Genomic DNA, 18,846 nt, shown 5'->3' with positions numbered 1-18,846 from the left:
GAATACGGGGATAAACACCCGGAAAAAGCGGGTGTTGGCAGTGGTACATTGTGCGGCAATCTCTTGGCTTGCAAGGCTCGGGTCACCGCTTGAGGCACGGACTTTGCAAGTGACTTATTCAGACCCTCCTACGCACCCGTCATGACCACACCCCTTCTGTCTTTGCAAGGCATCACCAAGCGCTATCCCGGCGTGGTGGCCAACCAAGGCGTGTCGCTCACCGTGATGCCCGGGCAGGCCCATGCTGTGCTGGGCGAAAACGGCGCGGGCAAATCCACACTGATGAAAATCATCTACGGCTCGGTCAAGCCCGATGAAGGCCAGGTGTTTTTCAAAGGCCAGCCGGTCAACATCCGCAACCCACAAGAAGCGCGCAAGCTGGGCATCAGCATGGTGTTTCAACACTTCAGCCTGTTTGACACGCTGACCGTGGCTGAAAACGTCTGGCTGGGTCTGGACAAAACCCTGAGTCTGGCCGAGGTGACCCGCCGCATTGAGGCCAAAGCGGCCGAATACGGCTTGGACATCGAAGCCGCCCGCCCGGTGCACACACTGAGCGTGGGCGAGATGCAGCGCGTCGAGATCATCCGGGCGCTGTTGTCCGAGCCGCAATTGCTGATCCTGGACGAGCCCACTTCCGTGCTCACGCCACAGGCGGTTGAGAAACTCTTTGTGGTGCTGCACAAGCTGGTCAGCCAGGGCGTCAGCATCTTGTACATCTCGCACAAGCTGCACGAGATTCGCGCCCTGTGCAGCGCCTGCACGGTGTTGCGCGGCGGCAAAGTCACCGGCGTGTGCGATCCGCGTGAAGAGACCAACGCCAGCCTGAGCCGCCTGATGATCGGTGCCGAGCCGCCTGCGCTGGCCCCCACCCCCCGCACGCCGGGCGACGTGATGTTGTCTGTCCGAAATCTGCAACTGCACAAGCAAGACCCGTTCGGTGTGGACCTGCAAGGCATCGACCTGCAAGTGCGCAGCGGCGAGGTGGTGGGCTTGGCCGGGGTTTCGGGCAATGGCCAGCGCGAGCTGATGTGGGCCTTGTCGGGCGAAGACACCCGTGCCCCTGCGGCGGCCATCACGCTGGCAGGGCAAGGCGTGGGCCATTGGGCCCCGCGTGCGCGGCGCAGCCTGGGCCTGCACTTTGTGCCCGAAGAGCGCTTGGGTCGGGGCGCGGTGCCGTCCATGAGTCTGGCGCACAACCTGCTGCTCACGCGCAGCGAGGCGCTGGGCGCGGGCGGCTGGATCCGCATGGGCGCATTGGCCGATCAGGCGCGCAGCATCATTGAGCGCTTCAAGGTCAAGGCCTCGGGGCCCGATGCCGCAGCGCGTTCGCTGTCGGGCGGCAATTTGCAAAAGTTCATCGTGGGGCGCGAGATCAGCGCGGCCCCGAAGCTGCTGATCGTCTCGCAACCCACCTGGGGTGTGGACGTGGGCGCAGCGGCGCAGATTCGCGCCGAGATATTGGCGCTGCGGGACGCAGGTTGTGCGGTTCTCGTGGTGAGTGAGGAGCTGGAAGAATTGTTTGAAATTTCCGATCGATTGCACGTGATCGCCAAGGGCCGCCTGTCGCCCTCGCTGCCCCGGGCCGAGGCCACGGTGGAACGCATCGGCGAATGGATGAGTGGGCTGTGGCCTGCCCACAGCGAGGAGGCCCCACATGCTCAAGCTTGAAGCCCGCCCTCAGGCCTCGCGCCTGTGGACCTATGCCTCGCCGGTGTTGGCGCTGGTGCTCACCGTGGTGCTGGGCGTGATCTTGTTCATCGCATTGGGCAAAGACCCGGTGCGCGCCTTGCAGATGTTTTTCTGGGAGCCGATCAAATCGGGCTACGCCCTGGGTGAGCTGATGGTCAAAGCCACGCCGCTCTTGCTGATCGCGCTGGGGCTGGCGGTGTGCTTTCGCTCCAACGTGTGGAACATCGGTGCCGAGGGCCAGTTTGTCATCGGCGCGGTGTGCGCCGGTGGCGTGGCCATGCTGGCTGGCAAAGACACGGGCCGTTGGGTGGTGCTGGCCATCATCGCTGCGGGCATGTTGGGCGGCATGCTGTGGGCGGGCCTGACGGCCTTGCTGCGCGACCGCTTCAATGCCAGTGAAATTCTGGTCAGCCTGATGCTGGTCTATGTGGCCGACATGGTGCTGAGTTACCTGGTCTATGGCCCCTGGAAAGACCCGGCGGGCTACAACTTTCCGCAGACCAAAACCTTTGAGGCCGTGACGCAGATCCCGCGCCTGATGAGCGGCTCGCGCGTGAGCGTGGGCCTGTTGATCGCGCTGGCAGCGGCGGGGGCTTTGTGGGTGTTTTTGTTCCGCACCCGTGCGGGCTTTGCCCAGCAAGTGGGTGGGCTGGCACCGGACGCGGCGCGCTATGCGGGCTTTTCTTCGCGCAAGGCCTTGTGGGTGGCTTTGCTCACCTCGGGCGGTGCGGCCGGATTGGCGGGCGCTTTGGAAGTCGCGGGGCCGATTGGGCAGCTCACGCCTTATGTGCCTGCGGGCTACGGTTTTGCCGCCATCATCGTGGCCTTTGTCGGGCGCTTGCACCCGGCGGGCATGGTGCTGTCGGCGGTGCTGATGAGCATGTTTTACATCGGCGGGGAGCTTGCGCAATCGCGCCTGGGGCTGCCCAAGTCGATCACCGGCGTGTTTCAGGGTTTGCTGCTGTTTTGCCTGCTGGCGTGTGACACGCTGGTGGCTTACCGCTTGCGCTGGGCATCGGCTCAGGGAGGGAAAGTCTGATGGAATCGTACGCACTGTTGGTGGCCGCCACGCTGAACGCGGGCACCGTGCTGGCGCTGGCCGCTTTGGGTTTGCTGATCAATGAAAAAGCCGGGGTGCTCAACCTCGGTGCCGAGGGCATGATGCTGTGCGCAGCGATTGCCGGGTTTGCCGCTGTCATCCACACCGGCAACGACTGGATCGGTTTTGCCGCCGGCATGGGCGCGGGGGCGTTGCTTGCGGCCCTCTTTGGTGTGCTGGTCATCTGGCTGGGCACCAACCAATACGCCACCGGCTTGGCACTGAGTTTGTTTGGCGTGGGTTTTTCGGCCTTTGCCGGCATTGGCTATGTGCAAGAGAAGCTGCCCGAGCGGGCTTCGCACGCCATTCCATTTTTGGCCGACATCCCGCTGGTGGGGTCGGCTTTCTTCCGTCAGCACCCGCTGGTCTACATCACGATCGCACTGGTTTTGGGCCTGATCTGGTTTTTGTACAAAAGTCGCCCCGGTTTGGTGCTGCGCTCGGTGGGCGAATCGCCCGAATCGGCCCATGCGCTGGGTTATCCGGTGCGCCGCATCCGCTTGCTGGCGGTGGTGGTGGGCGGGGCGTTGTGCGGCTTGTCGGGCGCCTACATTTCGGTGGTCTACACCCCGCTGTGGGTCGAGGGCATGGTGGCGGGCAAGGGCTGGATCGCACTGGCGCTGACCACCTTTGCCACCTGGCGTCCGGCACGGGTTTTGCTGGGTGCTTACCTGTTCGGCGGTGTGACGATGTTGCAGTTCCATTTGCAGGGCGCGGGGGTCGATGTGCCCAGCCAATTGCTCACGGCGCTGCCGTATGTGGCGACCATCGTGGTGCTGGCTTTGATTTCGCGCAACCCGACCTGGATTCGCATCAACATGCCCGCTTCGCTGGGTAAAGCGTTTCATCCCGGTTCATAATCGTTTTTCTCCCTCGTAACTTTGTCCAAAAAAAGGAACTGACATGACAGACATCTCCAAGCGCACCGTCGTCAAGATGGTGGCCCTCACCGCAGTGGCAGCCGCCGCACTGGTCGGCTGTGGCAAGAAAGAAGAAGCCCCCAAGGCCGAAGCGCCCGCTGCGGCCAAGGCCGAGCCTCTGAAGATCGCGTTTGCTTATGTCGGCCCTGTGGGCGACGGCGGCTGGACTTTTGCGCACGACAACGGTCGCAAAGCCCTGGAAAAAGAATTCGGCGACAAGATCGTCACCAGCTTTGTTGAAAAAGTGCCAGAAAGCGCCGACGCCGAGCGCGTGATCCGCGACATGGCTGGCCAAGGCAACAAGCTGATTTTTGGCACCACCTTCGGTTACATGGAGCCCATGCTCAAAGCCGCGGCTGACCTGAAAGACGTCAAGTTCGAGCACGCCACCGGCTACAAAACCGCCGAGAACATGCGCACTTACGACAGCCGCACTTACCAAGGTGCTTACATGGCTGGCGTGATCGCAGGCAAGATGACCAAGACCAACACCGTGGGTGTGGTCGGCTCTATCCCCATCCCTGAAGTGATCCGCAACATCAACAGCTTCACGCTGGGCGCACAGTCGGTCAACCCCAAGATCAAGACCAAAGTGGTCTGGGTCAATGACTGGTTCAACCCACCGAAAGAAACCGAAGCCGCCACCGCCCTGATCAACGGCGGCGCTGACGTGCTGATGCAAAACACCGACTCGCCAGCCGTGTTGCAGACCGCCGAGAAGATGGGCAAGCGCGCCTTCGGCTGGGACTCCGACATGACCGCCTACGGCCCCAAGGCCCACTTGGGTTCGGCCGTGATCAACTGGGGCCCTTACTACATCAAGGCCACACGTGACGCGCTGGAAGGCAAGTGGGCCACAGGCCAAAGCTGGTGGGGCGTGAAAGAAGGCGCGATCGACTTCGTGTCGATGGCCGCTGACGTCCCCGAAGATGTCAAGAAGAAAGTGGAAGAAGTCAAAGCCGGTCTGAAGGACGGCACATTCGAAATCTGGAAAGGCCCGATCCTGGGTCAAGACGGCAAAGAAGTGCTGGCCAAAGACGCCGTGGCCGATGACAAGTTCCTCGGCGGCGTGATGTTCTACGTCAAGGGCGTGGAAGGCAAGATCCCAGGCAAGTGATGGGATGCGCCCAAACGGCGCAGATCGACAAGGGCCGCCCGATGCAAGTCGGGCGGCTTTTTTCTTTGGCGGCCGGACCTTCAGGATCGTGACAACTGTCGCCGGTTTTTTTGATACCCTGAGACCCTTGTTCAAACCACCTGGGTCCAAGCTTTGTTCAAACACCTGGAAGTCCCCGCCGCGGCGCGCAGAAGCTGGCGGCAAATCGTGTCCGACTTTGGTAGCACCTACGCCGCCAATGCCTTGATAGGTTTTATCTTTGCCGCCACCGGCCCGGTGGCCATCATCTTGTCGGTGGGCACACGCGGCGGCTTGTCGCCCGAGGAGCTGGCGTCCTGGGTGTTTGGGGTGTTCTTTGTCAATGGTTTGGTGACTTTGCTGATGAGCTGGCGCTACACCACGCCCTTGGCGTTTGGCTGGACGATTCCCGGCACGGTGCTGGTGGGGCCTGCCTTGCAGCACCTGAGTTTTGCTGAGGTGATTGGCGCTTTTTATGTGACCAGTGCGCTGATCCTGCTGCTGGGTTTGAGCGGTTGGGTCAAGCGCGTTATGGCGGCGTTGCCCATGCCCATCGTCATGGGCATGGTGGCCGGGGTGTTCTTGCGGTTTGGCCTGGACATCGTGCGGGCCTTGCAAAGCGATGTGGCGATTGCGGCCCCGATGGTGGCCGTGTTTTTGTTGCTTTCAGCCAAAGCCGATTGGGGCAAGCGATTGCCACCCGTGATCGGGGCCTTGCTGGTGGGGGCTTTGGCGGTGGCGCTGTCGGGCAGACTGGACGCCTCGGCCGTGGGCCAACTGACGCTGGCGCAGCCGGTGATTCAGGCCCCGGTGTGGTCGTGGGCGGCCATGCTGGAGCTGGTGGTGCCCTTGGCCATCACGGTGCTGGTGGTGCAAAACGGGCAGGGTGTGGCGGTGCTCAAAAACGCCGGACACGAGCCACCCGTGAACGCCATCGCCGTGGCCTGTGGTGTGGGCGCGGCCGTGAGTGCGGTGTTCGGTGCGGTCAGCACTTGCCTGACCGGACCGACCAATGGCTTGCTCACCTCGTCTGGCGAGAAGCCTCGCCACTACACCGGGGCGCTGATGTTTGGCGGGCTGGCGCTGTTGTTCGGCCTGATGGCCCCCACTTTCACCGGTCTGATGCTGGCGGCCCCCAAAGAGTTCATCATGGTGTTGGGCGGTTTGGCCATGCTGCGCGTGCTGCAAGGGGCGTTTGTGGCCTCGTTTGGCGCAGGCAAGTTCTCACTGGGCGCTTTGGTCAGTTTGCTGGTCACGGTGGCCGACATCGGACTGTTCAACATCGGCGCGGCCTTTTGGGGTTTGGTGGCCGGATTTGCGGTGTCGTGGTGGATGGAGCGGGGCGATTTTCGCAAGGCCTGATGGGCACTCACGAATGGATGGCGCATGATCGAGAAAATCAACGATGGCGTTTACGCCCTGCATGACCCGACGGGCCTGCATGTGGGCCACTTCAAGTGGATTCAGGGCCAGTGGAAGTTCAAGGCCGTGGGTTATGGACCCTCGGGTCAGCTGATACCCGGTGGTGGCCCTTTGACCGATCGGCACAACACCCCCTTGGCGCAACTGGACGAAGCCCTGATTCGGGCGACTTTTTTCGAGAAGGAATGAGCATGTTCAAAGTCCACGCAGTCTCCGCTTCGCGTTTGCCTGAGTTGTTGCGCGTCATGCCCAAGGCCGAGCTGCACATCCACATCGAAGGCTCGCTCGAACCCGAGCTGATCTTTGCATTGGCCCGGCGCAACGGCGTGCAACTGCCCTATGCCGACGTGGCGGCTTTGCGCAATGCCTACGCCTTCACCAACCTGCAAAGTTTTCTGGACCTGTATTACGCCGGTGCCAGCGTGCTGCTGCACGAGCAGGACTTTTACGACATGGCTTGGGCGTATTTTCAAAAAGCCGCCGCCGACCATGTGGTGCGGGCCGAGCTGTTTTTTGACCCGCAAACCCACACCGCACGCGGCGTGACCATGGGCGCGGTCATCGAAGGCCTGCACCGTGCTTGCGTTGATGCGCAGACGCAGCTGGGCATCAGTGCCGATTTGATTTTGTGTTTCTTGCGCCACCTGTCCGAAGACGATGCGCTGGCCACGCTGGAAGAAGCCATGCCCTGGCGCGACCAGTTCATCGGGGTGGGGCTCGATTCGAGCGAAGTGGGGCACCCGCCTGAAAAGTTTTCCCGTGTGTTTGCGCGGGCGCGTGAACAAGGCCTGCATGTGGTGGCTCACGCGGGCGAGGAGGGGCCACCCGCCTACATCTGGAGCGCATTGGACGTGTTGAAGGTCGAACGCATCGACCACGGCGTGCAGGCCATCCACGATCCGGCCTTGATGAAACGCCTGGCCGACAGCCAGATGCCGCTCACCGTGTGCCCGCTGTCCAACCTCAAGCTGTGTGTGTTCAAAAATCTGGCCGATCACAACCTCGGCCAGATGCTCGATGCTGGCTTGTGCGTCACCATCAACTCGGACGATCCGGCCTACTTTGGTGGTTACCTGAACGACAACTACCTGCAGACTTTTGCAGCGCTGCACCTGAATGCCCAGCAGGCTTACAAGCTGGCGGCCAACAGCATCGAGGCAAGCTTTGCACCCGAGGCGGACAAGCACCGCTGGATGCATGAATTGAAAGCTTGCTTCCAAGGCTTTACCGAATCGGACTGAAGCGCCAATCAAGCCTCGTTAAAATACGCTCCGAAGCCCGCTGCCCCGGCGGGCTTCGTTTTGTGTATCACCGGGGCCATGTAGAGGACTACCATGTATAAAAACCTCGCAGCCACGCTCGTGGCCGCCTGCTTTTTTCTTTCGGCCGCACAGGCTCAAATCCCAGCGCAAACTCCCGGCAAACTCACCGAGCCCATCAAGGCTGGTTTTGTCTATGTCTCCCCCATCACCGAGGCGGGCTGGACCAAGCAGCACGACGAGGGTCGCAAGGCGGTTGAAAAGGCTTTGGGCGATCAGGTCAAGACCACTTTTGTGGCCGATGTGGCGGAGGGCGCTGACGCGGAGCGCGTGATCCGCGACCTGGCCCAGCAGGGCAACCAGATCATCTTCACCCCCAGCTTTGGTTACATGGAGCCCACGCTCAAGGTGGCCAAGGACTTTCCGAATGTGAAGTTCGAGTCGGTCACCGGTTTCAAGACCGCACCCAACGTGTCGGCCTCGAACGCCCGCTATTACGAGGGCCGCTACTTGGCGGGTATTGCTGCCGGGCGCATGACCAAGTCCAACGTGGCAGGCTATGTGGCGGGTTTTCCGATTCCCGAGGTGCTGCAGGGCATCAATGCCTTCACGCTGGGCATGCGCTCGGTCAACCCCAAGGCCATCGTCAAGGTGGTCTGGCTCAACGCTTGGTTCGATCCACCCAAAGAGCGTGAAGCGGCCATGGCTTTGTTCAACCAGGATGTCGATGTGATCGCTTTTCACACCGGCTCGACCGCCGTGATGGCCGCTGCACAAGAGCGCGGCAAGATGGCAGTGGCCTACCACTCGGACATGCGCAAGACCGGCCCGGATGCGCAGATCATCGCGGTCACGCACCAGTGGGGTGAGTACTACACCGCACGCGTCAAGGCGGCCATGAACGGCAGCTGGACTTCGGGCAGCGTCTGGGGTGGTGTCAAGGATGGCATGATCCGCGTCGGCGACTTTGGCCCCAAGGTGCCCAAGAACGTTCAAGACGAAATATTGGCCAAGCAAAAGCTCGTGGGTTCGGGCAAATTGCTGCCTTTTGCTGGCCCGATCACCGACAACGAAGGTCGCGAGATCTTGCCTGCAGGCCAAAGCCTGAGCGACGCCCAGATTCTGGGCATGAACTACCTGGTGCAAGGCGTGCAGGGCAAGGTTTCGCGTTGAGGCTTGAATGTCATCGCGAGGAGCGAAGCGACGTGGCGATCCAGTTGCAGCGCTCTTTCATGTACTGGATCGCCACGCTTCGCTCGCGATGACGAGAAGCGGTCATCGCCAGCAGCTTCGCGACGTGGCTATCCAGCCGTGTCCCGCTGACTGGGCTGGATCGCCACTAAAATCAAGCCCATCATCAAAGGACGCACCATGAGCATCAAGAGCGACAAATGGATCCGCCGCATGGCCGAGCAAACCGGCATGATCGAGCCGTTCGAGCCCGGCCAGATCCGTCAGAACGCCGCTGGCGAGAAAATCGTGAGCTACGGCACCAGCAGTTACGGCTATGACATCCGCTGTGCGCCCGAGTTCAAGGTCTTCACCAACATCTACAGCACGGTGGTGGACCCCAAGAACTTTGACGAAAAGAGCTTTGTGGACATCCACAGTGATGTCTGCATCATCCCGCCCAACAGCTTTGCGCTGGCCCGCACCGTCGAGTACTTCCGCATCCCCCGCAATGTGCTGACCGTCTGCCTGGGCAAGAGCACCTATGCCCGTTGCGGCATCATCGTGAACGTGACCCCCTTCGAGCCCGAGTGGGAAGGCTATGTGACGCTGGAGTTTTCCAACACCACGCCCCTGCCGGCCAAGATTTACGCTGGAGAAGGTTGCGCCCAAGTGCTGTTCTTTGAGAGCGACGAAGTCTGCGAGACCAGCTACAAAGACCGGGGTGGCAAGTACCAGGGTCAGGTGGGCGTGACACTGCCCAAGACCTGATTTTTGGGGCGTCAGCCCAAAATGCGACAATAGCAGGTTAATGACCGACTCTTTTTCCAATTTATCGCTGGCGCCCACGCTGGCACGAGCCGTGGCCGAAATGGGCTACGAATCCATGACCCCTATCCAGGCCCAAGCCATTCCGGTGGTGTTGACAGGCCAGGATGTGATGGGCGCAGCCCAGACCGGCACCGGTAAAACGGCGGCTTTCTCGCTGCCTTTGCTGCAACGCCTGCTCAAGCACGAAAACCCCTCCACCTCGCCAGCGCGCCACCCTGTGCGCGCTTTGGTGCTCTTACCCACACGCGAGCTGGCCGATCAGGTGGCCCAACAAATCAAGATGTACGCCAAGTACACCCAGCTGCGCAGCGCGGTGGTGTTTGGCGGCATGGACATGAAGCCCCAGACCCTGGAGCTCAAAAAAGGCGTCGAAGTGCTGGTCGCCACGCCTGGCCGTTTGCTGGACCACATCGAAGCCAAGAACGCGGTGCTCAACCAGGTCGAATATGTGGTGCTGGACGAAGCCGACCGCATGCTGGACATCGGCTTCTTGCCCGATTTGCAGCGCATTTTGAGCTTCTTGCCCAAGCAGCGCACCACCTTGCTGTTCTCGGCCACCTTCTCGCCCGAGATCAAGCGCTTGGCGGGCAGCTATTTGCAAAACCCGGTCACCATCGAGGTGGCACGCCCGAACGAAACCGCCTCCACCGTCGAGCAGCGTTTTTACGCAGCCCAAGACGACGACAAGCGCCGCGTGATCCGCAAGGTGTTGACCGATCGCGGCATCAAGCAAGCGTTCATCTTTGTGAACAGCAAGCTCGGTTGCGGCCGTTTGGCCCGCTCTTTGGAGCGTGAAGGCTTGCGCACAGCGGCTTTGCACGGCGACAAGAGCCAAGACGAGCGATTGAAGGCTTTGGAAGCGTTCAAAAAAGGCGAAGTCGATTTGCTGGTGTGTACCGATGTGGCCGCGCGCGGTCTGGACATCAAGGACGTGCCTGCCGTGTTCAACTTTGACGTGCCTTTCAACGCCGAAGACTATGTGCACCGCATTGGCCGCACGGGCCGCGCCGGTGCGTCTGGTTTGGCCGTGACCTTGGTCAGCCCTTCCGATACACGCTTGGTGGGCGACATTGAAAAGCTGATCAAGAAAAAGCTGGAGGTGGAAACTCTGCAGCTCGACGAGCGTTCGCGCATGGGTGGCGAGCGCACTGACCGTGAGCGTTCGGACGAGCGTCCGCGTGGCCGTGCCTACGAAGGCCGCCGCCGTGAAGAGTTCGACCCGAGAGATGCCATCGAACCGCGTGAGCGCCGTGGCGGCTTCCGTCCCGCACCGGTCAACCGCGATCCCTTCTTTGAGAAGCCCTATGAGGCCCCTGCAGCCGATGCAGCGCCCAGCTGGGAGTCGGCCGCACCCAAGACGCCCCGTTCGTCGATTTCGGCCAACATCAAGCCCAAGCGCAAGGTGGCTGCGCTGTTCAAAACCGGCGAATGATCGCCACCGAAGCCCGGTCTTTACCCGGGCTTCAAATCGCATGGGCCGAGCGCTGTCAAAATCGCCCCCATGCGTGATTTCAAAAACCCCCCTTTCTCCAAGCCCGGCCGTGCCGCGTTGATCTCGCTCCTCAAGCCTTTGATGGGGCATTGGCTGGCGGCGGGCTGCGTGTGCGTACCGGCCTTGTCGATGGCCCAGACCGCGCCCGCCACCGATTTGGGGCGCATCGAGATCCGCAGCAACCGCAACAACGACACCGAAGTCCGCCGTGAATCCACTGCGGCGAAGATCGTCATTGGCCGTGAAGAGATCGAAAAACAAGGCGACGCCACCTTGGGCGAAGTGCTCAAGCGTTTGCCGGGTGTGACCATTGGCGGCGCGCCCGGGCGTGGTGGTGCGATCCGCATGCGCGGCCTGGGTGGCGGCTATACCCAGATCCTGATGGACGGTGAGCGTGTGCCGCCCGGTTTTTCCATCGACTCCCTCACGCCTGAGCAGGTCGAGCGGATTGAAATTTTGCGCGCCCCCACCGCCGAAACGGGTGCACGCGCCATTGCGGGCACCATCAACATTGTTTTGCGCGAGGGTCAAAAGGCCAATCCGGATGACCTGAAGATCACCCGGACTCAGGAGCACGGTGAAGGCTCCACCCAAGTCAATTGGGTGCACAACCTCAAGGCCGAGCCACTCGCGGGCACGTTCACCTTGTCGGCCATGGACCAGAAGCGGCCTGAGGTGAACCATACCGTCACCGATGCCGAACCCGGTGACGATCAGCGTGTCAGGGATGTCCAGTCCGTGGGGCGACGTCAGGCCATCCATGCCAATGCCCGCTTGCAGTGGCGCGGTGAGCAGGGCAAAAGCCTGACGCTGACGCCATTTTTGATCCACTCCGAGTACGAGGCGCTGGGGACGATCCGCTCGAGCCAACTCGCCGGTGGCTCGGCGATGCTGTCGGATGCAGCCAACACCCGAAACCGCAGCACTTATTCGATGGGTCGCCTGAACGGCCAGTGGGCTCAGCGCTTGTCGGCCGATGACCGCCTGGAGCTGCGCTTTGGTCTGGGACAGTCCAACTACGATTACCGCTTCGATCAAACCGGGGCGACCACGCCTTTGTTGCTCAATACCTTCGAGACCCAGAATTTTGAGGACCGCTCCTACAGCCTCAACGGCAAGTGGACCCGTGCCATGGCCAATGGGCACCAGGTTGTGAGTGGTCTTGAGCTGGAAGGTGTACGCCGAGTGGAGGCGGCCAATGCGGCTGTTTCAGAAGACGGCGGCGATCTGCAAGCCCGCACTTTCCGCTGGGCCGGTTATGCGCAAGATGAATTCAAGATCAATTCCAACTGGTCAGCGCATGGGGGGTTGCGTTACGAATCGATCGTGACCGAGGGCACCAACGAGCAGGGTTTCAAGTCCAACCACAGTTCGGTCTGGACGCCGTTACTGCACGCCGTGTGGAAGCCCGATGCCGACAAGCGCGACCAAGTGCGCATGAGTCTGACGCGCAGCTACAAAACGCCCACGCTGTACAACCTGGTGGCGCGTTACGTGCCGTCTCGCGAGACCAACAGCCCCACACGTCCTGACCGCGTGGGCAACCCTGATTTGCGCCCCGAATTGGCCACCGGCATCGATGTGGCTTTCGAACGGTATCTTGCCGGCGGGGGTGTCTTGAGCGCCAATGTCTTTCGTCGCAACATCAGCGACTTGATCCGTTACGCCACCGCCTTCAATCAGAGCACGGGCAAATGGGTTTCCACACCTCTGAACGTGGGCGATGCCGTCACCCAAGGGCTGGAGCTGGAGGCCAAGTTCCGCCTGGACCAGGCTTGGGCGGAGGCTTTGCCGATAGACATTCGCAGCAACGTGAGTTTTTTTCATTCTAAGGTCTTGCAAGTGCCCGGGCCGGACAACCGGCTGGACCAACAACCCAGCATGACCGCCAACTTGGGCGCTGATTACCGTTTGCGTGGACTGCCCTTGACCCTGGGGGGCAACTTCAACTGGAACCCCGATTACGACACCCGCCGCAGTGAACAGCAATGGGCCTACCAAGGCACCAAGCAGGTGCTGGACGTGTATGGCCTGTGGAAGCTGTCGGCCAACACCGGCTTGCGCTTGACGGTGAGCAACCTCACCCCGCGAGACTACGTGACCGGCACGAGCTATATCGGGAACAGCGTTTCCGAGGTGGCCCGCACCAGCACATCCAACTGGCGTGTGGTGCAGCTGCGCCTGGAAATGAAGATCTGATCCGAAGCAGTCCGCTGCGGTGTCTGTCCCGCATTGGGCAGGCGCGTTGCAGGGGCTGTGCCAAGATGGCGGCATTGATTTTTCAGGAGACACCCCATGGCCCTCAAAGACGCTGCATGGCACAACACCATGTACAACAACCGTGCCTTGGTGCCGGACTTTGTCGACCACTTTGCGCACTGGCGTACAGCTTCTGAAGAGGCGCGTCAGTCCCTCAAGCCCCAGCTGGACCTGCGCTTTGGCGATGGCCCTCTGGAGATGCTGGACGTGTTTCCCGCGCCCCGCCCGGGCGCACCCGTGGTGGTGTTCATCCACGGCGGCTATTGGCGCAGCCTGGACAAAGCCGACCATTCATTTGTGGCCCCGGCCTTGCAGGGCATGGGCGCCTGCGTGGTGGCGGTCAACTACGACCTGTGCCCCGGCACCGAAACTCAGCCGGTGACGATTCCCGACATCGCCTTGCAAATGAGCCGGGCGCTGGCCTGGGTCTGGCGCCACATTGGCGAGCACGGTGGTGACCGCAGCAACATCAGCGTGATCGGCCATTCGGCGGGCGGTCACTTGGCGGCCATGCTGCTGGCGTGCGACTGGAAAAAAGTCGGCCGCGATTTGCCCGCGGGCCTGGTGCGCAAAACCATGTCCATCTCGGGTTTGTACGACCTGGAGCCGATCCGCAAGACCCCGTTTGTGCAGCCCGATTTGCGCATCACCCCGGCCCATGTGCGCATGGCCAGCCCCGCCAAATGGCAACGCCCCACCAAGGGCGTGCTCTACACCGTGGTGGGTGGTGACGAGAGCCCCGAGTTCTTGCGCCACAACCGCCTGATTCAACAGGTCTGGGGTCCCAAGACCGTGCCGGTCTGTGAAGAACTGCCTGGCCTGAACCACTTCAGCGTGGTGACCGACCTGACCCGACCTGGCAGCCGACTGCATGCCCTGGCCCAAGCCCTGATCGAGCTGCCCGTTTGAACGTGCAGGAGTGGCTCTACCCCATGGGGGTGGTTTTGCTGGGCTATGCCGTGCTTGGCCTGACGGGCTTTGGTTCGGCCCTGGTCATCGTGCCGCTTTTGGCCTGGCAATGGCCCTTGCCCGAAGTGGTGGCCATGACCTTGCTGATGGACGTGCCCGCATCGGCCTTTCACAGCGGACTCAATTGGCGACAAGTGCAGTGGCGTGAACTGCGCCGCCTGCTGCCCGGCCTGCTGGCGGGCACCTTGCTGGGCTTGTGGTTGATGCAGCACCTGCAGACACGCTGGCCTTTGCTGGTGTTGGGTCTGTATGTGGCTGGCGTGGGCGTGAACGCGCTGCGCCCTGCAGCGGCGCATGTCCGCCATCCTGCGCCGCTGTGGGCGGGGCCTGTGGGCACCGCCATTGGCGTGGTGGAGCTGATTTTCGGCACCGCTGGCCCCTTGGTGGTGGCCTGGCTCAGCCGCCGCCTGAGCGACGTGCAGCAAGTGCGGGCCAGCATCCCCATGATCATCACCGTGGCCGCCAGCACCGTGTTGGCTGGCATGGCCTGGGAAGGGCGCCTGAGCAGCGCGGTGCTCTGGCAGCGCTGGGCTGTGCTCATCGGCGTGGCTTTGCTGGGCGTGTGGCTGGGCCACCGCGTGGCGCACCGGGTGCCGGTGCCACGCTTGCGCCAGATCATCTGCGGCCTGCTGGTGGTCAGCGGCTTGATGCTGGCGCTGCGCGCTTTGCGATGAACGGCTCGTCGCTCGATGGCCTTGGCCCAGACCAGGGCCTGTTTTCCTTACCCCGGACTTGACTGTTAACCCGAACTTGACTTTGTCACCCCGGACTTGATCCGGGGTCCACGCGCGAAATAACCATAGATGCCGAATCAAGTCCGGCATGACAAAGAGGGAAGAAGCGGGCAATGGATACCGGGTCAAGCCCGGTATGACAGAGAGGCCAGTGCAGCCCCGGATGCCGGGTCAAGCCCGGTATGACAGAGGCCTGCAGCAATGGGTTTACATCAACAGGTGTTCACCCGCGTTGTCGCCGCCCAGGATCACGTAGTTCACCTTGCGGATGTCCATCAGCTTGGTGCCACCGGCGTAGCTGATCGAGCTTTGCACGTCTTGCTCCATCTCGATCAGGGTGTTGGCCAGCTTGCCTTTGACGGGCTCCAGAATGCGCTTGCCTTCGACGTGCTTGTACTCGCCCTTGTTGAAGTCAGACGCCGAGCCGTAGTACTCCTTGAACAGCTCGCCATCGACCTCGACGGTCTTGCCGGGCGACTCTTCGTGGCCTGCAAACAGCGAACCGATCATGACCATGCTGGCGCCAAAGCGGATGCTCTTGGCGATGTCGCCGTGGCTGCGGATGCCGCCGTCGGCAATGATGGGCTTGGTCGCCACGCGGGCGCACCACTTGAGCGCCGACAGCTGCCAGCCGCCCGTGCCAAAACCGGTCTTGAGCTTGGTGATGCAGACCTTGCCGGGGCCCACGCCCACTTTGGTCGCGTCCGCGCCCCAGTTTTCCAGGTCGATCACAGCTTCGGGCGTGGCCACGTTGCCTGCGATCACAAAGCTCGTGGGCAATTTGCCCTTGATGTAGGCGATCATGTCGCGCACGCTGTCGGCATGGCCGTGGGCGATGTCGATGGTGATGTACTCGGGCACCAAGCCAGCAGCGGCCAACTCGTCCACGGTGGCGCGGTCGGGGGCCTTCACGCCCAGCGAGATGGAGGCATACACGCCCTTGGCGTGCATGTCGCGCACGAACTGGACGTTGTCCAGGTCAAAGCGGTGCATGACGTAGAAGTAATCGTTTTGCGCCATCCACAGGCAGATCTTTTCGTCGATCACCGTTTTCATGTTGGCGGGCACCACCGGCAGGCGGAAGGTGCGGCTGCCCAAGGTGACGCCTGCGTCGCACTCGGAACGGCTCTCCACGCGGCACTTGCGTGGCAGCAACAGGATGTTGTCGTAGTCAAAAATTTCCATGAGAAAACCAAGCTCCAAAAAAGGATTCGTTGAAAGAACGAGTGAGCGCTTGGCCTGGCCGGTTTTCTGGCCCCTGAAGTGAACCCATTGCAGATTCAGGGCAAAAAAAACCGGGCGCAAGAATCTTGGGCCCGGTGTCTGATTCTACCCGCATTCCCTGACGGCTTGTTTTGGGGTGTCGGCGCACCTGCGGCTCCTACAATCTCCCCCTATGCTGTCAGACACCTCCCCGAACACTTCTTCCCCCTTGCTCGCCCAGCTCAATGAGGAGCAACACCGGGCCGTGGCCTTGCCGCCCGAGCATGCGCTGATCCTGGCGGGGGCGGGTTCGGGCAAGACGCGGGTGCTGACCACGCGCATCGCTTGGCTGTTGCAGACCTCGCAGGTCTCGCCCGGCGGCATTTTGGCGGTGACCTTCACCAACAAGGCCGCCAAAGAGATGAAGCTGCGCCTGCAGTCCATGCTACCGGTGAATGTGAATGCGATGTGGATCGGCACCTTCCACGGGCTGTGCAACCGTTTTTTGCGGGCGCATTACCAGCTGGCGGGTTTGCCGCAGACGTTTCAGATTTTGGACACACAAGACCAGCTGTCGGCCGTCAAGCGCCTGTGCAAACAGTTCAATGTGGACGAAGACCGTTTTCCGCCCAAGCAGTTGCAGTATTTCATCTCGGGCTGCAAGGAAGACGGCCAGCGCCCCGGCGATGTGACGGTGCGCGACGACGAGACCCGCCGCAAGGTGGAGCTGTACCAGCTCTACGAAGAGCAATGCCAGCGCGAAGGCGTGGTGGACTTTGGCGAGCTGATGCTGCGCTCGTATGAGCTGCTGCGCGACAACGTGCATGTGCGCGAGCATTACCGCCGCCGCTTTCGCCACATCTTGGTGGACGAGTTTCAGGACACCAACAAGCTGCAATACGCTTGGCTCAAGCAGCTGGCGGGCTTGCCGGGTGAGGGGGGCGAGTGTGCGATTTTGGCCGTGGGCGACGACGACCAGAGTATCTATGCCTTCCGGGGTGCGCGGGTGGGCAATATGGCCGACTTTGTGCGCGAGTTTCAGGTGCAGCACCAGATCAAGCTCGAGCAGAACTACCGCAGCTTCAGCAACATCCTGGATTCGGCCAACCACCTGATCAGCCACAACAAGACCCGTTTGGGTAAAACCCTGCGCACGGACCAAGGCGCTGGCGAGCCGGTGCGGGTGGTGGAGTCGCCGTCTGACTTTGCCGAGGCGCAATGGCTGGTGGAAGAGCTGCGCCAGTTGGTCAAACAAGATGGCTTTGAGCGCAAGGAGGTGGCCCTGCTGTACCGCAGCAACGCGCAGAGCCGGGTGCTCGAAACCGCGTTGTTCAACGCCGGATTCCCATACCGCGTGTATGGCGGTTTGCGCTTTTTTGAGCGCGCCGAGATCAAGCACGCGCTGGCCTATTTGCGCCTGATGGAGAACCCCAACGACGACACCAGCTTTTTGCGGGTGGTCAACTTTCCGCCACGCGGCATCGGGGCCCGCAGCATCGAGCAATTGCAAGACGCGGCGCGTGCCGCAGGCTGCTCGCTGCACGACGCCGTGAGCGCCACCACCGGCAAGGCCGGGGCCAATCTGGCCGCCTTTGTAGCCATGGTCGATGTGTTGCGCGAGCAGACCGAGGGCATGACCTTGCGCGAGATCATCGACTTGGTGTTGGACAAGACCGGCTTGGTCAACCACTACCGTGCTGAAAAAGAAGGCGCGGACCGCGTGGAGAACTTGGAAGAATTGGTCAACGCCGCCGAGAGCTTTGTGACGCAAGAAGGTTTTGGACGCAGCGCTGTGGCCCTGCCGCAGAGCTTGTCTCAAAGCCCCACCAGCCAGGGGCTGAACATGAACGTCACTGCGAGCGAAGCGTGGCAGTCCAGTGCTGGATCGCCACGTCCCGTCGGTCCTCGCGATGACGATGGTTTGACCGACGAATTCAGCGAAGACGGTGTGACCATGAGCCCGCTGGCGGCCTTCCTGACCCACGCGTCACTGGAGGCGGGCGACAACCAGGCGCAGGCCGGTGAAGACGCGGTGCAGCTCATGACGGTGCACGCCAGCAAGGGCCTGGAATTTGACGCGGTGTTCATCACCGGTCTGGAAGAGGGCCTGTTCCCGCATGAAAACGCCATGAACGACTTTGACGGCCTCGAAGAGGAGCGCCGCCTGATGTACGTGGCCATCACCCGCGCCCGCAAGCGCCTGTACCTGAGCCATTCGCAAACCCGCATGTTGCACGGCCAGACCCGCTACAACCTGAAAAGCCGTTTTCTGGACGAGTTGCCCGAAGAATGCCTGAAGTGGGTGACCCCCAAGAATGCTGGATTCTCCAATTTGGGCTCCAGCAGTGGCAGCGGTGGTTTTGGCGGGGGCGGCGCTTGGGGCCAAACTCCGGCGCAAAACCGCCACGCCCGTCCGGCCTGGGGCCAAAGCAGCCTCAGCACCGAGACCTACAAGAGCCCGCCCGTGCCGGTGCAAAAAGCCGCGCCCGAGCATGGCATCACCGCTGGCAAGCAAGTCTTTCACACCAAGTTTGGCGAAGGCAAAGTGCTGGCGGTGGAGGGGGTCGGTGTCGATGCGCGTGCCCAGGTGAATTTCCCGCGCCACGGCGTGAAATGGCTGGCGCTGAGCGTGGCCAAACTGACCCTTGTTTGATTTTTTGA

At 61.8% G+C, this 18,846-nt stretch carries 15 protein-coding genes; 14 read left to right on the top strand and 1 reads right to left on the bottom strand.

What is annotated here, in order from left to right:
- Window positions 1-141 precede the first annotated feature (141 nt).
- The 13 genes from B9Z43_RS00865 (at window position 142) to B9Z43_RS00805 (ending at window position 14,922) form a co-directional block, all read left to right on the top strand.
- On the top strand, window positions 142-1,671 hold the full coding sequence (locus B9Z43_RS00865; protein ID WP_108322282.1) for an ABC transporter ATP-binding protein: 1,530 nt from the start codon (window positions 142-144) through the stop codon (window positions 1,669-1,671).
- A complete protein-coding gene (locus B9Z43_RS00860) occupies window positions 1,658-2,731 on the top strand; it encodes an ABC transporter permease (RefSeq protein WP_108322281.1) in 1,074 nt (357 codons plus the stop codon). The genes B9Z43_RS00865 and B9Z43_RS00860 overlap by 14 nt, the downstream gene beginning before the upstream one ends.
- Window positions 2,731-3,651 carry an ABC transporter permease gene (locus B9Z43_RS00855; protein ID WP_108322280.1) on the top strand — a complete coding sequence of 307 codons (921 nt, stop codon included), beginning with the start codon at window positions 2,731-2,733 and terminating at the stop codon, window positions 3,649-3,651. Before B9Z43_RS00860 ends, B9Z43_RS00855 begins: the two co-directional genes overlap by 1 nt.
- A 43-nt stretch (window positions 3,652-3,694) precedes the next feature.
- Window positions 3,695-4,828, top strand: a complete 1,134-nt coding sequence (locus B9Z43_RS00850) for a BMP family ABC transporter substrate-binding protein (RefSeq protein ID WP_108322279.1) — start codon at window positions 3,695-3,697, stop codon at window positions 4,826-4,828.
- A 207-nt stretch (window positions 4,829-5,035) separates the two neighbouring features.
- A complete protein-coding gene (locus B9Z43_RS00845; RefSeq protein ID WP_233249953.1) occupies window positions 5,036-6,208 on the top strand; it encodes a benzoate/H(+) symporter BenE family transporter in 1,173 nt (390 codons plus the stop codon).
- A 24-nt stretch (window positions 6,209-6,232) separates the two neighbouring features.
- A complete protein-coding gene (locus B9Z43_RS00840; RefSeq protein ID WP_108322277.1) occupies window positions 6,233-6,457 on the top strand; it encodes a hypothetical protein in 225 nt (74 codons plus the stop codon).
- Window positions 6,458-6,459: 2 nt separating this feature from the next.
- On the top strand, window positions 6,460-7,509 hold the full coding sequence (locus tag B9Z43_RS00835) for an adenosine deaminase (protein WP_108323027.1): 1,050 nt from the start codon (window positions 6,460-6,462) through the stop codon (window positions 7,507-7,509).
- Window positions 7,510-7,602: 93 nt separating this feature from the next.
- On the top strand, window positions 7,603-8,700 hold the full coding sequence (locus B9Z43_RS00830; protein ID WP_108322276.1) for a BMP family ABC transporter substrate-binding protein: 1,098 nt from the start codon (window positions 7,603-7,605) through the stop codon (window positions 8,698-8,700).
- A 198-nt stretch (window positions 8,701-8,898) separates the two neighbouring features.
- Window positions 8,899-9,468 (top strand): dCTP deaminase, encoded by a 570-nt coding sequence (gene dcd / locus B9Z43_RS00825; protein WP_108322275.1) that lies wholly within the window; start codon window positions 8,899-8,901, stop codon window positions 9,466-9,468.
- Window positions 9,469-9,508: 40 nt separating this feature from the next.
- A complete protein-coding gene (locus tag B9Z43_RS00820) occupies window positions 9,509-10,960 on the top strand; it encodes a DEAD/DEAH box helicase (RefSeq protein ID WP_108322274.1) in 1,452 nt (483 codons plus the stop codon).
- A gap of 69 nt (window positions 10,961-11,029) precedes the next feature.
- Window positions 11,030-13,219 (top strand): TonB-dependent siderophore receptor, encoded by a 2,190-nt coding sequence (locus B9Z43_RS00815; RefSeq protein WP_233249952.1) that lies wholly within the window; start codon window positions 11,030-11,032, stop codon window positions 13,217-13,219.
- A 96-nt stretch (window positions 13,220-13,315) separates the two neighbouring features.
- Window positions 13,316-14,188, top strand: coding sequence for an alpha/beta hydrolase (locus B9Z43_RS00810; protein ID WP_108322273.1), 873 nt, complete (start codon window positions 13,316-13,318; stop codon window positions 14,186-14,188).
- Between the two features lie 2 nt (window positions 14,189-14,190).
- On the top strand, window positions 14,191-14,922 hold the full coding sequence (locus B9Z43_RS00805; protein WP_108322272.1) for a sulfite exporter TauE/SafE family protein: 732 nt from the start codon (window positions 14,191-14,193) through the stop codon (window positions 14,920-14,922).
- A gap of 267 nt (window positions 14,923-15,189) precedes the next feature.
- Here B9Z43_RS00805 and B9Z43_RS00800 read toward each other — a convergent pair whose 3' ends face one another.
- Window positions 15,190-16,167, bottom strand: a complete 978-nt coding sequence (locus B9Z43_RS00800; RefSeq protein ID WP_108322271.1) for a GMP reductase — start codon at window positions 16,165-16,167, stop codon at window positions 15,190-15,192.
- Window positions 16,168-16,378: 211 nt separating this feature from the next.
- Here B9Z43_RS00800 and B9Z43_RS00795 point away from each other — a divergent pair, with 211 nt between their 5' ends.
- The gene (locus tag B9Z43_RS00795; protein WP_108322270.1) at window positions 16,379-18,838 is read left to right on the top strand and encodes a UvrD-helicase domain-containing protein; all 2,460 of its coding nucleotides are present in this window, start codon (window positions 16,379-16,381) and stop codon (window positions 18,836-18,838) included.
- The last annotated feature ends 8 nt before the right edge of the window (window positions 18,839-18,846 follow it).

It is taken from the genome of Limnohabitans sp. MMS-10A-192, from assembly GCF_003063335.1.
Taxonomy (GTDB): Bacteria; Pseudomonadota; Gammaproteobacteria; order Burkholderiales; family Burkholderiaceae_C; genus Limnohabitans_A.
Note: the sequence above shows the minus strand (reverse complement) of the source record. Positions and strands in the feature narration are given on the sequence as shown.